Below are 14,376 nucleotides of genomic sequence, written 5' to 3'. Positions count from 1 at the left end.
GCTCCCGGTGATCCGGATCGAGGCGGACCAGATGATCGACGGCGTGGGAGAGGACCCACGCCGTCCCGGGAGGCTGGTGGTCGAGGGCGAGCGCATCGCCGGGATCGGTGGGAGCCTACCGCCGCCTGCCGCCGGCCAACTTCGGGGATCGACCCGCTCGCCCGACGTCACGCTCTCGCTGCCCGGATGCACACTCCTGCCCGGCCTGATCGATTTTCACTCCCACGTCGGCATCGATACCCGGTGGGGCGATTTGGGAGCTCAGGTCCAGGTTCCCCCGGCCGAGTCCTTGGCCGCGGGGATCGCCCGGATCCAAGAGGATCTCCGCGCGGGGGTGACGACCCTTCGGCTGTGCGGGGATCGGCACGGCGTGGATCTCGTGCTGCGCCGGGAAGCTGAGGATGGGCGCATCGTCGCCCCGCGCCTGCGGGCGGCCGGGCGAGCGATTCGATCGCCCCGCAGTCGGGGCGGGGCGGTGGCCTCGGTCTTCACCGACGATCCCGCCGAGATCGCCCGGGCGGCCGCGTCGAACATCGCGGAGGGGGTGGACTTCGTGAAACTCTTCGTGTCGGACGGCGCGGGCGATCCGGCCGTTGAGCCGACCACCTGCTACTATGGCGAGGCTGAGGTGGCGGCGGCGGTGCGGCCGGCGCACGCCGCCGGCCGGCCGGTTGCCGCCCACCTGGTGGGAGGAGCGGGCGTTGCCGCCGCGCTGGGCGGGGGCCTCGACGTCATCGAGCACGGGTGGTTCCTCACGGAGGACGATCTGGATCTGATCGGCCGCCACGACGTCCTGCTGACGCTGACCCTCGGCGTGCTCTGCGGTCCCCACGGGCACGCGTTCGGCACGGACCCCGCCGAGCTCGCCCGGCTGCGTGCCCTCGGCGAGGCGGCCTGCGCCACCGCCCGCCGGGTCATCGCTCGGGGGCTCCGGTACGTCTTGGGAACGGACGCCGTGCACGGATGTTTGGCCGATGAGCTCGCCTGGGTGGTTTCGCTTGGCGAAAGTCCGATCCGCGCAATCCGCGCGGCCACGGTGTGGCCGGCCACGGCGCTCGGGCTTGGTGAGACGCTGGGGGTGCTGGCCCCGGGGAAGGTCGCCGATGTGATCGGCGTGGAGGGAGATCCGCTCAGCGAGATCGGGGCGATGGCCCGGGTGCGGCTCGTCCTGAGCCGCGGGCGCGTCGTCTACATGCACCAGCGGGGAGAGCGCCAATGAAGCGAGTGGGAATGATCGGGCTGGGGGAGATGGGCCTCCCCATGGCCAAGAACCTCGTCCGCCGCGGGTTTGAAGCCGTCGGGTTCGACCTGCGTGGAGATCCCTGCCGCGCGCTGGCCCAGGCCGGGGGTCACGCCGCCACGACCGCGGCCGAGGCGGCACGCCTGGCGGACGCGGTCGTGGTCATGGTGCGCACGCCCGCCCAAGCCGAGCAGGTGGTGCTCGGGGAGGACGGGGTCCTGGCGCAGGCGAAGCCGGGGGCCACCGTCATCGTCATGAGCACCATCGGCGTCGGGCCGATGCGTCGGCTCGGAACCGCCGCGCGGGAACGCGAGTTCCCGTTCCTTGACGCTCCGGTCAGCGGCGGTCGGGCCCGGGCGGAGGACGGGACGCTGACGATCATCGTCGGCGCGGCCCCCAAGGACCTGGCGCCGGCGCTGCCGGTACTTGAGGCGATGGGCTCACAGATCGAGCACGTCGGCGACGTCGGCGCCGGCACCGCGGTCAAGATGGCGAATCAGGTGTTGCTGACGGTGAGCTTTCTCGCGGCGCGCGAGGTCGCGGCGATGGCCGAGACCACGGGGGTGCCGATCGAGCGGCTTTGGGAGGTGCTCAAGACCTGCACGGGCACCACCTGGGTCGTCGAGCACTGGTCGACGGCTCGGACCTGGATCGAGAGCGACCAGACCGGGAAGGCGACGTTGGACATCCTGGTCAAGGACACCGGCCTCGCCCTCGACTTCGCCCGAGACAGCGGCGTCCCCGCGAGGCTCCTGCCGCTCGCCGCGCAGATGATCCAGGAGCTGACCCGACAGATCGGCGGGTAGACCGCCGAGGGCCGACCTGCCGTCCGGCGGGCCTTAGAGGCGGGCGAGAAGTTGTCCGAATCCCCCAATCGGGCGGCGGAGGCCCGCGAGCCGGAGCGTGCGCCAGGCCGTCGCGGCGAGCGTGTCGATGACCGGCCGCCCCGTGGCTTCTTCGACCCGGGCCGCCACCGCGGCCGCGGGGAAATTGGTACAGACCACCGCCACGGCGTGCGCCTCCGGCACCGCGACCTCGCGGAGCAGCGAGTCGATCCGCGGCAGAGGGACGTCGGCAAACTCGCGATTGACCGTGATCCCGAGGTGCGCCGAGGCGACGGCTTCGAGCCCCGCCGCCGCGTAGGTACGGCGAATCGCCTCGTGCACGTCGCGAAGATAGGGGGTGGCCAGGCCGTACCGCCTGACCTCGAGGCGGCGGCAGGCCTCGAGCAGATCCAGGGTCGAGGTCGTTGCGGGCACCCCGGTCTCATCTTCGATGGCGGCGACGAGCGTGCGGTCGGCCTCAAGCCCTTTCCAGGACCCCGAGGTGCCGTTCCAGGCGATGACGTCCACGGACGCATCGGCGAGCAGCCGCGCCGCCGCCAGCATCGCGTCGGTCGTGAACTGTTCCAGCGACGCATCCTGGAGCGAGATGTGCGTCACCCTGACCCGCGTGAAGTGGACGGTTACGGCATCCGTCAATGAGGCCAGGATCCGCGTGGTCAGTGGCTCCACCACGGTGTTCGAGGACGGCGTGATCATCCCGATGCGCCTCGGCCGCGGCCGCACGGGTCCGTTCCTCCGACCTACGCGCCTTCGATCATCGCCGCGGTCAGCCCGCGGACGTAGGAGCCGGCAAACAGCGCGGCGATCACGAGCACGGGCAGGCCCCCCAGGCTCACCCCGGACACCACCGTCAGGTCTTCCAGGCTGACGTCCATCGTCGCCATCCCGGCGGCGATGGTCTGGTGCCACTCGTTGGGGAGGAAGACGCCGGCGAACATGAAGTCGCTGCTGATCACCCCGAGCGCAAACAGCCCCGCTGCGATGACCACCGGGCGGCTCATCGGCAGGATGATCTTCAGGAACGCCGTGAAGCGGTTGGCCCCCTCGATATACGCCGATTCCTCGATCTCCGGGCTGAGCTTCTGGAAGTAGATCGAGAACAGCCAGGCACAGAACGGGATCGCCAGCATCGGGTAGGTCAGCACCAGCGCCATGAGATTGTCGTCGAGATGGAGGCGGAACACCATCTGGTACAGCGGAAGAAACAGGATCGTCTGCGGGATGAGGAAGGTCGCCAACAACCCCCGCCGCCACCAACGCCACCCCGGCGGCCGCATGCGGCCGAGTGCATACCCGGCGGCGAGGCTCGCGGTGAGGATCACGGCGAGGGCGACGCTGAACACGATCGCGGTGTTTCCTGCCCAGACCAGGAAGGGCACCGCGGGCTGGATGATCTGGCCGTAGTGGAGGTAGCCGACGGGGGCGAACAGATCCTGATACCAATCCAGGGTGGGGTGAAGGACGTAGAAGGGGTTCCCGAAGACGTCCTCCTTCGTCGTTTTCAGCGATTCGAGCGTCACGAAGTAGATCGGGAGGACGCTGAACACGGCGAGGAGCACGAGGAGGCTCCCGTGGACCAGCCGGCCGAAGCGCTTTGGCGCGTTCACGCCGCGTCCTCTTCCAGCGGTTCAAACACGCGGTAACAGGCGAGCAGGATCAGCACCAGCACCGGCATCAGGATCAGCGACAGGGCGGCCGCCTGTCCCCATTCCCCCCCGATGATGGCGAGGTGAAACGCCTGGGTCCAGACGATCGGGTACACATTCCGGAACCCCGACAAATCGAAGACGTTGCCCAGGTCGACGACCGCACCGACGAACGAGAGGAACGTCGCCAGGGCCAGAAACGGCCGGAGCAGCGGCACAATGACCATCCAGAACTTCCGCCAAGCGTTTTTGACCTCGAGGTCGGCGTAATCAAACAGATCCTGCGGGATGCCGTTGAGGGCGGCGAGCAAGAAGATGCCTACGAACGAGCCGCCGCGCCAGACGTTGAAGGTGACAAGGCTGATGAACCCCCAGGTGCCCAGGCCCAACAGGTTGTCGAAGAACAGCCGGAGGTCCGACATCGCCCCGGAGAATGCGGAGTGTAGCGGCGGGAGCATCAGCCAATACCAGCCGACCGCCCCCAGCCCACCGGGGTACGCCCACGGGAGAAACGCCGCGATGAACACCAGCGGCCTCCCGGGGAAAGGCCGGGCCAATAGGAGCGCGATCGCAATGCCCACGGCCATCTTGAGGACGGAGGTGATCACGAGATAGGCGAGCGTGTTGGCCGTGGCGCGCCAGAACCCCGGGTCGGAGAGGAATCCCGCGTAGTTGCTGAACCCCACGAAGCGGGTCGACAGGTTAAGCACGGAGTCATTGGTGAGGCTGACGACGAACTCCCAGCCGAGGGGGTAGGCGAGTACACCCATCACCAGCAGCACCGCCGGGGCCAGCAGGAGGTAGGCGCCGAGGATCTCGCGCCGCCGCCGGGTCAGATCCCGCCGGCCCGAGGTCCCCCCGCTGTGCGTCGCCAACGGCGCCGTCATCTGCTGAGCCATGTCATCCCTCTTCGCGAAGACTCCCGGTGATCCTACGCATCGCGGCCAGACCCGGTTCCCAGCGGCGGGGCGCCCGTCCCGTTAGGCCCCTTCGACCATGGCGGCGGTCAGCCCACGGATGTACACTCCGGCAAACGCGGCGGCGAGGGGCATCACGGACAACGCCGCGAGGTTCACCGCGGCGATCACCGAGAGGTTATCCATGCTCGGGCCCATCGCCCCCAGGCCGGCGGCGAGGGTTTGATGGAACTGATTTGGCAGAAAGAGCGACGCGAAGATCGAGTCGCTGGTGATCACTCCCAAGGCGAAAATCCCCGCGGCGACCACCGCGGGCCAGCTCATCGGGAGGATGATCCTGAGAAACGCGGTCAACCGGCTGGCCCCCTCGATGTACGCGGACTCCTCGACCTCGGGCGCCAGCCGCTGGTAATACGCGGACAACAGCCAGACGCAAAATGGCACCGCCAGCACCGGGTACACCAGGACCAGGGCCATCACGTGATCATCCAGGTGGAGCCGGAAGACGAGATTGTAGATCGGAAGGAACAAGAGCGTCTGCGGGATCAGGTAAGTGGCGAACAGGACGCGCCGCCAGACACGCCAGCCGGGAGGGCGGAGCCGACCCAGGGCGTACGCGGCCATCACGCTGGTGACGAGCGTGACGGCGAGGGCGGTCGCGGTGACGATCGCGGTGTTTCCCAGCCAGACCAGGAACGGGATCCGACGTACGGCGACCTCACCCCGCAGCCACGTCACCGGATCGAAGAGGCCGAGGTACCACTTCAGCGTTGGCTGAAGCACAATCAGAGGATTGCCGGTGACGTCCTCGCGGACGGATTTCAGGGATTCCACCCCGATCATGTAGATGGGGAAGAGGCTTCCCAGGCCGATGATCGCCGGCACAATCCACCGTGCGCGCCCCCGCCGTGGGGTGGTCATGCCCGGGCGTCCTCGAGGGGCTCGAAGAGACGGTAACAGGCGAAGAGGAACACGGCGAGGAGCGGGACCAGGATCAGCGAGAGGGCAGAGGCCTTTCCCCATTGCCCGGCGAGGAGCGCGTACTGGAACGAATGGGTCCAGATGATCGGGTACACGTCGCGCCCGCCCGTTTGGAGCCACGCGTTTCCGAGGTCGGTGACGGCGGTGGTAAGGGAGAGGAACGCCGCCAGCGCAAGGAACGGCCGCAGCAGGGGAAGCGTCACCTGACGGAAGTGCGACCACGCGTCGCGTACCTCGAGCGCGGCGTAATCGAACAGTTCCTGGGGGATGCCCTTCAGCGCCGCGAGCAGGAAGATGCCGGTGAACGACCCCCCGCGCCAGATGTTGAAGACGACCAGCGTGAGGAACCCCCAGGTTCCGGTACCCAGCGATCTGTCGAACGCCGCGGCAAGGTTTCCCATTGGGATGCTGTACGCGGTGTGCACCGGGGGGCTCAAGAACCGAGACCAGCCGATCATGGCGGCCCCGGCGGGATACGTCCAAGGGAGGAACGCGGCCAGGAGGGCGACCGACCGGCCGCGGCGGGTCCGGCCCAGCGACAGCGCGACGACGAGTCCCACCGCCAGTTTGAGCGTGCCCGTCAGGACCAGGTAGCCGAGCGTGTTGCGGGCGGCGGTCCAGAAATCCGGATCATTGAGGAACAGCACGTAGTTGTAGAGCCCGACGTAGTTGGTAGAGAGTCGCTCCACCGAGCGGTCGGTCAGGCTGGCCCACACCTCCCAGCCGATTGGATAGGCCAGGAAGCCCAGAACCAACACGAGGGCCGGGGCGAGGAGGAGGTAGGCGGTGAGGATCTCACGGCGCCGCCGAAGGGGCGGGGCTGAAGGGCCAATCGCGGGCACCGTGCCGGCCCTGGGTGCGGCGAGGTCGACCTGGGCCACACGGGATTCTTCCGGGGAGGGGGGCGAAAGTCCTCGCACCGGGAACGGGCGGTCCTGCGACGCCCGTCTCCGAGGATCCGCAGGTTCGCTGGGCGGGGCGATGCCCGGGGGCCCGCTACGCGGGATCGACCGGCCGCTGTGCCCAGGTCCGGCTGCCGCGCGCCCGAGTGTTGGCGATGAAGTACGCCACCCCCAAGAGGCACCACCCAGCGGTGGCCACGATCGAGATCAGCGCCGCGACCCGCGTGTCCCCGCCCCCCAGCACCCCGAGGTAGAGGACGGCCAAAAGCATGGCCGCGTTGGCGAGGATCCCAAGGGCCGGGATCAGGATGTGGGTGGTGGTGCGAGCCCCGGGGTCCCGGCGGAAGGCAACCAACGCCACGACGTTCGTGAGCCCGTAGAGGAGGAACGTCCCGATGTTCGAGAGGAAGGTCATGGCCGTGAGATTCGTCACCGAGAGGACGCCGAACCCCCCGATCACCGCGGATACGGCGGCCATCAGCAGCACCCCGAAGTGCGGCGTGGCGAACCGCCCGTGCAGCAGGCCGAGGATGGCGGGGATCTCCTCATCCCTCCCCATCGCATAGCTGAGCCGCACCCCGGTGTTCATGCAGGCGAGCGTGGTGCCGAACACCGCGATCGCGACCGTGACCGCGACGATGAGGAGGAGGAAAAAGCCGATCCCGCCGAGCAGCGTGTCGCCGAGAACCCGGACCATGTCCCCGATCGGCGCCTGGGACGCACCGGCGGCCGCGAACCCGGCGACGAGCTTCCCGCTGGCGTCTTTGACCGTGTACGCCGTGTTGATCCAGGCGCCCGCCGCAAAGTACTCGAAGAGATAGCAGACGAGCCCCTGCAGGATCAGGGAGAGGATCACCCCCCGGCTGACGAAGCTGGGGTGGAGGGCCTCCGCCGTGAACGCGGTGGCCGACTCAAATCCCACCAGCAGCAGAATGGCGATCGTGGATTGAAAGAGCACGTGGCTCCACCGGTGCGGCAGGAGCACGCTCGCCAGCGTGGGGTGCAGAAACACGACGTGGTGGGGGTTGCCGAACCGGTAACTCAAGGCGAGGACGGAGATCACGACCAGGGCGGCGATCTGGATGGCGTTGATGAACAGGCTGACGAGGGTCGACCCGCTGATCCCGCGGTAAGCTACGTAGCCGGTCAGGAACGAGAACACGACGGCGATCGCGACCTGCGCCAGCGGGGGAGCGGCGAGATTGAACAGGCCGGCGAGGTAGACGATCATGGTGGCCATCATCGCCACCATCACCCCCGGGTAGACCCAGTAGTAAAGGTGGGAGATCCACCCGACAATGAACTTCGCCACCCGCGCCCAGCGGTGGAACTCGTGTTCCTCTTTGTCGAGAAACGCTTTTTCCGCGAAGTAATACGACGACCCGGTCCCAGCATCCGGGTAGCGCTCGCTCAGCATCGCGTAGGAAATGGCCGTGAGAAAAGCGATGACGAGCGCCAGGGCGAGCCCCGGCCAGATGTCCAAGGCCGTGGACGTGCCGGCGGCATCGACCTGAGCCGCCTGGAGCTGGTAGGTGATCCACAAGAAGGCGCCGGGGGCGATGAGCGCCATCGCGTTCACCGTCACGCCCGTGAGCGTGAGGCTCTTTCGAAAACCCGTTGATGTCGACATGCGCGATCCATCCCTCTCCGCTTGGGGGTGGTCCGCGGCGTCACGGTCGCGGCCGAAACACAACGCCAATCCGGAAGACCGGATTGGCGTCGAGGCCTCACGCACATCGAGGTGCTGGGTTTGGTTATAGCAAAGAGACCGTCAACCTGTCAAATTGTTCAAGCGACTCGGGTCGCCTCCGGGGAGCTGCGCCGCCTACTTACGCTTGCGGCGACGGATCCCCTCCAACCCCCCCATCGCCAGCAGGGCGGTCGCCGCGAGCACCGTGCTCCCGGGCTCCGGGACCTGCACCGTCGGCGGATCCGCCGGCGGATCGCCCGTCGGTGAAACGGCGTCAAGGGCGAGCGGATCGGTCGTGGAGATATCGGCCCCGCCGCCCCCCACACACGCCGTCAGGGTCACGAACGCGGCTCCGATCAACAACAGCTGTAATTTCGCCATCATGCGCTCACCCCTCCCTCGGCGTCACTCCCGAGCAAGTGCCAGGGGGAGGACCCTGGTGCTCGCATCTATGATGGCCCGGGACCGGATCATCAACAATCCCCCAAGTGGAGGATTGGTCGCGTGTCGAGCGAGGAGGCTCCAGGAGGGTTGCCAAGATCTTCTTGAAGATTGCCGGAGACATGTGATAGCATGGCCGTGGGCCGAGACGCCCCTGCCATTTCGGAGGGGCGTCTCGGCTTTCTTGATCACCGGATCGGGCGCTCCAGCGGGGGGAAGGCAGATGGAGGAACCGTCGAAAGGGCGCATTCTCCTCGTCGACGACGAGGCCCTGATCCGGATGGGGATGCGGGCGATCCTGAAGGATCTGGGCTACGAGGTGGTGGGCGAAGCGGCCGACGGCCGGGAGGCGCTGCAGAAAGTCGCGGCGCTGCGCCCCGACGTCGTGCTCATGGACATCAAGATGCCGGGGATGAACGGGTTGGAAGCGACCCGCCGGATCATGGCCACTCACCCCGTGCCGATCATCGTGCTCACGGCGTATAACCAGCGCAGTCTGGTGGAGGAGGCGGCGGACGCGGGAGTCCTGGCCTACCTGATGAAACCCGTGCGGGAGTCGGACGTCGCCCCGGCGATCGAGGTGGCGCGCGCACGCTTTGCGGACCTGTGGTGGTTGAGTCGCGGGAGCGAGCCGGCGTCGGGAGACGAGGCCCGGGACGACGATGGGGTGGAAGGCCGGGTCGCGCTCCGCCTCGAGGCGGCCGCCCGCATTCTGCGGGATCGGTATCAGCTCACCGGGGCCCAAGCGACCTCCCGCCTGCGCCGACTGGCCCGGACCTCCCGCAGAACGCTGGCCGAGGTCGCCGAGGCCGTCATCGCGCTCGAGGGCGAAGCGTCCGGAGACGTGGGGTGATGCGCCTTCACAAGGGGCCCGCGCCCCCCCGCCCGGCTACCCTCGATTTCGGCGCATCGACAGATCCGGGCAGAGTGCGGCCAAAGAATGAGGACTATCACCGCTGCGAGATCCCCGAGGATCGGGCGTTGCTCGACAGCCGCGGTAGCCTGTTCCTGGTCGCGGACGGGGTCGGCGGGTCGGGGGGAGGAGCGGTGGCCAGCGCCGAGGCCGCTCACGCGGTGATCCAGGAATACTATCTCGGGCCGGGCGGCGATCCCGGGCGGGCGCTCCGCCGGGCGGTCGAACGCGCGAACCTGCACATCTGCCATCTCCGGGCGGGCCACCCGGGATTGGCGGGGATGCAGACCACACTGACGGCGCTCGTCCTATGCGGCAGCCGCTATTGGATCGGGCACGTCGGAGATTCCAAAGCATTTCTGATGCGCGGCGGATCGCTGCGCCAACTCACACGGGACCACACGATGGTGCAGGAGATGCGCCGCCTCGGGCTCGTGTCCGCGAGGCGTGCGACCCGCCACCCGCACCGGCACCTGCTGACCCGTACGATCGGGGGGGATCTCCTGGTCGCGGTTGACCTGCAACGCGGCGAGGCCTGCCCCGGGGACTGTTTTGTCCTCTCGACGGACGGGCTCTTCGAGCACTTGGAGCCCGAGGAAATCCGCGCGACGTTCGCGGGCTCTTCGGCGGCCGCCGCGGCCGCCGCGTGTGTCGCCGAAGCCAAGCGGCGGGGCGGGTTTGACAACCTGACCGTCGTAGCCGCCCGGATCCCAACCTGAACCCGTCCCGCCCCTCCTCGCATGCCAACCCCCGGTGACCGCGTCGGCCCGTACCTCGTCGAGCGCCCGCTGGGGAGGGGCGGAGAGGCGGCGGTATTTCAAGGGAAGGATCTTCGGTCTCAAGCCGCGGTGGTGCTGAAGTTTCTCGAGCCCACCCGGTTGGGCGAAGTCGCCGCGTACGAGCGGTTCCGGCGGGAGGTAGCGATCGGCCGATTGCTCCACCATCCCGGCGTTCCCCGACTCCTCGACGCCCAGGAGGATGCCCACCCCCCGTTTCTCGCCCTCGAGTACACCGAGGGGGACTCGTTGCGGACGCTGATCGATCCCGCGCGCCCCCTCCCGGTGGGGCGTGCCGTCGACATCGGCGCCAACCTGGCGGAGGTCGTCGCCTACTGCCACCAACACCGCGTCTATCATCGCGATCTCAAGCCGGAGAACGTCCTGGTGAGTGAGGGCGATCGGGTGAAGATCATCGACTTCGGGATCGCGCTGCTCGAGGGCGCACCGCGCGTGACCTGGCGCGGGTTTTCCGGCCTCGTCGGGACCCCCGAGTACATGGCCCCCGAGCAGATCCAGGGGGAGCGCGGCGGCCCGGAGGCGGATGTCTACGCGCTTGGCGTGATCCTGTACGAACTGCTCGCCGGGCGCCCGCCGTACCGGAGCACGAACCCGCTCAGCACGATGTACCAACATCTCAACATGGATCCTGAGCCGCTCACCCGGCGGCGGCGCGACGTTCCCCCGGCGGTGGCCGCGGTCGCCGCCCGGGCCATGCGTCGCCGGAAGCAGGAGCGGTACCCGAACGCGGAGGAGTTCGCTCGGGCGCTCCGCCATCCCGAGTCGGTGGATCTGAATGTGCTGGCCCGGCGAGACCCCCCCCTAGGCGCCCCGATCCGCGACCGTCTCCTCCGCCATCCGTTCATCATCCTCGGGCTCGTCGCGCTGGGGACGGCGGCGCTGGTGCTGATCGCGGAGTTGCTGGCGCGGCGCTGAGCGCGTCTTCGGCCCGCGCTGGGCCCGGCCGCCCCGGCGTCAGACGTCCTCCCCGACCTCGACGACGATCGCGCCGGTCGCCCGGATCAGCGCTTCCGCTTCGAGTTCGAGCTGGAGTCCGCGCATCCCGCCGTTGACGAACACCCGAGCGACGCCCAGCACCGAGACGTCGCAGTACACCGGATGCTTCGTTCGGCCGCCGAGGGGGGAGACCCCGCCGCGGAGGTATCCGGTGAGACGACGCAGATCGGCCACCGGGACCAGGTCGACCCGCTTGTTCCCCGAGGCCTGGGCCAGCTTTTTCAGGCTGAGGCGTTTGGTTCCCCCCACGCACACCCGCAGCACCCCGGTGCGGTCACCACGCAGGACGAGAGTCTTGACGATCGCAGCCAGGGGCGCCCCGAGCGCCAGGGCCGCTTCTTCGGCGGAGAGGGCCGTCGCCTTGAATCGGCGGAGCGTGTAGGGGATGGCCAAATCGTCGAGCGCGCGCACGGCCTCGGTTTTCATGGGTTGGATGGGCATTTGGCGCTGCCCCTCGCCGCCCCTTCCGCCGCCCCGGGGGGCGGGGTACAATGGCGTCATCCGCGGAGACGAATGCGCAGATGCAGGCACTTCACGGGAGGGCACTGTGGCGCGCACATCACCAGGAGCAGTCGCACCGACGTCCCCGCTCGAAGGGGTCCGGGTCGTCGATCTGACCCGGTTCATGGCCGGCCCGTTCGGTACCGCGATGCTGGCGGACTACGGAGCGGAGGTGCTGAAGATCGAATCGCCCGGCGAGGGCGACGGCGCCCGAGCCTGGGGTCCACCGTTCGCGGGGGGGGAGAGCATCTATTTCCTCAGCGTGAACCGCAACAAGCGGAGTCTGACCCTCAACCTCCGGCATCCTGAAGCGACCGCGATCTTCCTCCGACTGGTGGACCGGGCCGACGTCGTGGTCGAGAATTTCACCCCCGGCACGATGAGCCGGCTCGGGATCGGCGAGGAGGTCTTGCGTCGACGGAACCCGCGGGTGATCTACTGCGCGATCTCGGGATTTGGGCAGACCGGTCCCTACCGCGACCGTTCCGCGTTCGACCTCATCCTCCAGGGGATGGGCGGCGTGATGGGGACGACGGGGGAAGAGGGAGGGGGGCCGGTGCGGGTCGGCGTGCCGATCACCGACATCGCCGGCGGTATGTACGCGGCGTACGCGATCACGCTGGCGCTCTTCGCCCGCGACCGCACGGGCGTCGGTCAGTCGCTGGATGTGTCCATGCTGGACGCACAAATTTCCTGGCTGTCCTACTACACGGGAATCTACCTGGCCTCGGGGGAGATCCCTCCCCGCCGGGGATCCGCGCACGCCACGGTTGTTCCGTACCAGGCGTTTCTCTGCGCCGATGGCCGCTACATCACGCTCGGGACGGGCAACGACCGCCTCTTCCGCCGGTTCTGCGAATTGGCCGGCCTCGGGCTCGCCGACGACCTGCGGTTCCGCACCAACCCGGACCGGATCCGCAACCGGCACGAGTTGATCCCGCTGCTCGAGGTTCTGTTCCGAACCCGCCGCGCGGCGGAATGGCTCGAGGCGCTGACCGCGGCGGGCGTGCCCTGCGGGCCGATCTCCACGGTCGATGAAATCGTCCGCGACCCACAGGTCCGCGCGCGCGAGATGCTCGTCGAGATCGACCACCCGACCGCCGGGCGCATCGCCATCCCGGGACTGCCGGTGAAATGCTCCGCCACGCCGGGGTCGATCCGGCGGCCGCCCCCCCTTCTGGGGGAGCACACGGACGACGTGCTCGCCGAGCTCGGCCTGGCGGCGGAGGAGATCGCCCGCCTCCGGCGCGAGGGGGTGGTGTAGTCCCGGGCGCGGCGGAGCACAGGAGACCCCCGATCGTCCGCGAATGGTTGGCCCATGACGACAGGGACGGGCATGCTCGATTACTTCAACATCGATCCACTGCTCACCGAGGAAGAGCGGCTGACCCGGGAGACCGTGGCGCGGTTGGTCGACCGCGAGGTGATCCCTCGCATCGGCCGAGCCTGGCTCGCGGGCGAATTTCCGCGCGACCTGGTCCAGACGCTCGGCGCCCTCCGGCTGTTTGGCGCCACCCTGCCCCAGGAGTACGGGTGCGCGGGCATCACCAACGTTGCCTACGGGCTGATCATGCAGGAGCTGGAGCGGGGGGACAGCGGCGTGCGGTCGTTCGCCTCGGTGCAGGGCGCGCTCGTCATGTACCCGATCTTTGCGTACGGGAGCGAGGCGCAGCGCAGACGGTGGCTGCCCCCGATGGCGGCGGGCGAAAAGATCGGCTGTTTCGGACTCACCGAGCCCAACGCCGGCAGCGATCCGGCGGCGATGCAGACCCGCGCGCGCCGCACGGACGGCGGGTGGGTGCTCGACGGAACGAAGATGTGGATCACCAATGGGTCGCTCGCCGATGTCGCGCTGATCTGGGCCAAGACGGAGGATGGGCAGATCCGAGGGTTCCTGGTCGATCCCCACACGCCGGGGTTCTCCGCGCACGACATCCATACCAAGGCCTCGATGCGCGCCTCGGTGACGAGCGAGCTGGTGCTGGAGGACGTCCGAATCCGAGACGAGGACGCACTCCCCGGGGCCACCGGGCTGGGGAAGGCGCTGGGCTGCCTGACGCAGGCTCGGTACGGGATCGCTTGGGGGGCGGTGGGCGCGGCGATGGCCTGTTACGAGGAAGCCTTGGCGTATGCGCGCGGTCGGATCGCGTTCGGCCGGCCGATCGCGGCGACGCAGATCATTCAGGAGCGGTTGGTGAACATGCTGACCGAGATCACCACCGCCCAGCTGCTTGCGTACCAGCTCGGTCGGCTCAAGGATGCCGGCACGATGCGGTACACCCACGTGAGCATGGCGAAACGGAACAATGTCCGGATGGCGCTGCGCGTCGCTCGGGAGGCGCGGACCATTCTCGGCGGGTACGGGATCACCCTGGAATATCACGCGATGCGGCACGCCGCCAACCTCGAATCCGTCGACACCTATGAGGGTACCTACGACGTCCACACGTTGATCCTCGGGCGCGATATCACGGGGATCGACGCGTTTGGCGCCGTCCCGTCGTGAT

The 14,376-nt window shown here is 68.6% G+C and carries 15 protein-coding genes; 7 read left to right on the top strand and 8 right to left on the bottom strand.

Translation table 11 applies throughout. The features are described from left to right. Window positions 1-7: 7 nt before the first annotated feature. Together VKV57_04910 and VKV57_04905 are read left to right on the top strand one after the other, a co-directional pair. Window positions 8-1,219, top strand: coding sequence for an amidohydrolase family protein (locus VKV57_04910; GenBank protein ID HLW59251.1), 1,212 nt, complete (start codon window positions 8-10; stop codon window positions 1,217-1,219). After that, window positions 1,216-2,046, top strand: coding sequence for an NAD(P)-dependent oxidoreductase (locus VKV57_04905; GenBank protein ID HLW59250.1), 831 nt, complete (start codon window positions 1,216-1,218; stop codon window positions 2,044-2,046). Before VKV57_04910 ends, VKV57_04905 begins: the two co-directional genes overlap by 4 nt. 33 nt (window positions 2,047-2,079) lie before the next feature. Here VKV57_04905 and VKV57_04900 read toward each other — a convergent pair whose 3' ends face one another. The 7 genes from VKV57_04900 to VKV57_04870 all read right to left on the bottom strand — a co-directional run bounded on the left by VKV57_04900 (window position 2,080) and on the right by VKV57_04870 (window position 8,605). Next, window positions 2,080-2,781, bottom strand: a complete 702-nt coding sequence (locus VKV57_04900) for an aspartate/glutamate racemase family protein (GenBank protein HLW59249.1) — start codon at window positions 2,779-2,781, stop codon at window positions 2,080-2,082. 44 nt (window positions 2,782-2,825) lie between these two features. Beyond that, a complete protein-coding gene (locus VKV57_04895) occupies window positions 2,826-3,692 on the bottom strand; it encodes a carbohydrate ABC transporter permease (protein ID HLW59248.1) in 867 nt (288 codons plus the stop codon). Continuing rightward, window positions 3,689-4,630 (bottom strand): sugar ABC transporter permease, encoded by a 942-nt coding sequence (locus VKV57_04890; protein ID HLW59247.1) that lies wholly within the window; start codon window positions 4,628-4,630, stop codon window positions 3,689-3,691. The genes VKV57_04895 and VKV57_04890 overlap by 4 nt, the downstream gene beginning before the upstream one ends. Before the next feature lie 81 nt (window positions 4,631-4,711). Further along, window positions 4,712-5,569, bottom strand: a complete 858-nt coding sequence (locus VKV57_04885) for a carbohydrate ABC transporter permease (GenBank protein HLW59246.1) — start codon at window positions 5,567-5,569, stop codon at window positions 4,712-4,714. Further along, a complete protein-coding gene (locus tag VKV57_04880) occupies window positions 5,566-6,510 on the bottom strand; it encodes a sugar ABC transporter permease (GenBank protein ID HLW59245.1) in 945 nt (314 codons plus the stop codon). The genes VKV57_04885 and VKV57_04880 overlap by 4 nt, the downstream gene beginning before the upstream one ends. A 115-nt stretch (window positions 6,511-6,625) precedes the next feature. Next, complete coding sequence (locus VKV57_04875) at window positions 6,626-8,161, bottom strand: APC family permease (GenBank protein HLW59244.1); 1,536 nt, start codon at window positions 8,159-8,161, stop codon at window positions 6,626-6,628. A gap of 195 nt (window positions 8,162-8,356) precedes the next feature. Then, complete coding sequence (locus VKV57_04870; protein HLW59243.1) at window positions 8,357-8,605, bottom strand: hypothetical protein; 249 nt, start codon at window positions 8,603-8,605, stop codon at window positions 8,357-8,359. Between the two features lie 280 nt (window positions 8,606-8,885). On the opposite strand from VKV57_04870, the gene VKV57_04865 reads away from it, so the two are divergent. The 3 genes from VKV57_04865 (at window position 8,886) to VKV57_04855 (ending at window position 11,287) form a co-directional block, all read left to right on the top strand. Then, entirely contained in the window at window positions 8,886-9,515 is a 630-nt protein-coding gene (locus VKV57_04865; GenBank protein HLW59242.1) for a response regulator, read from the top strand. 74 nt (window positions 9,516-9,589) lie between these two features. After that, window positions 9,590-10,294 (top strand): protein phosphatase 2C domain-containing protein, encoded by a 705-nt coding sequence (locus VKV57_04860; protein ID HLW59241.1) that lies wholly within the window; start codon window positions 9,590-9,592, stop codon window positions 10,292-10,294. A gap of 21 nt (window positions 10,295-10,315) precedes the next feature. Continuing rightward, window positions 10,316-11,287: a serine/threonine-protein kinase gene (locus VKV57_04855; protein HLW59240.1), complete on the top strand. Its 972-nt coding sequence runs from the start codon at window positions 10,316-10,318 to the stop codon at window positions 11,285-11,287. A gap of 39 nt (window positions 11,288-11,326) precedes the next feature. On the opposite strand, the gene VKV57_04850 is transcribed toward VKV57_04855, so the two are convergent. Continuing rightward, window positions 11,327-11,809, bottom strand: coding sequence for a YbaK/EbsC family protein (locus VKV57_04850; GenBank protein ID HLW59239.1), 483 nt, complete (start codon window positions 11,807-11,809; stop codon window positions 11,327-11,329). 106 nt (window positions 11,810-11,915) lie between these two features. On the opposite strand from VKV57_04850, the gene VKV57_04845 reads away from it, so the two are divergent. Continuing rightward, window positions 11,916-13,133 (top strand): CoA transferase, encoded by a 1,218-nt coding sequence (locus tag VKV57_04845; GenBank protein ID HLW59238.1) that lies wholly within the window; start codon window positions 11,916-11,918, stop codon window positions 13,131-13,133. Window positions 13,134-13,187: 54 nt separating this feature from the next. Beyond that, a complete protein-coding gene (locus VKV57_04840; GenBank protein HLW59237.1) occupies window positions 13,188-14,375 on the top strand; it encodes an acyl-CoA dehydrogenase family protein in 1,188 nt (395 codons plus the stop codon). Window position 14,376 lies beyond the last annotated feature (1 nt).

The sequence above is a fragment of the bacterium genome (assembly GCA_035307765.1).
GTDB lineage: Bacteria > Sysuimicrobiota > Sysuimicrobiia > Sysuimicrobiales > Segetimicrobiaceae > Segetimicrobium.
This window is presented reverse-complemented; position numbering and strand designations above follow the sequence as displayed.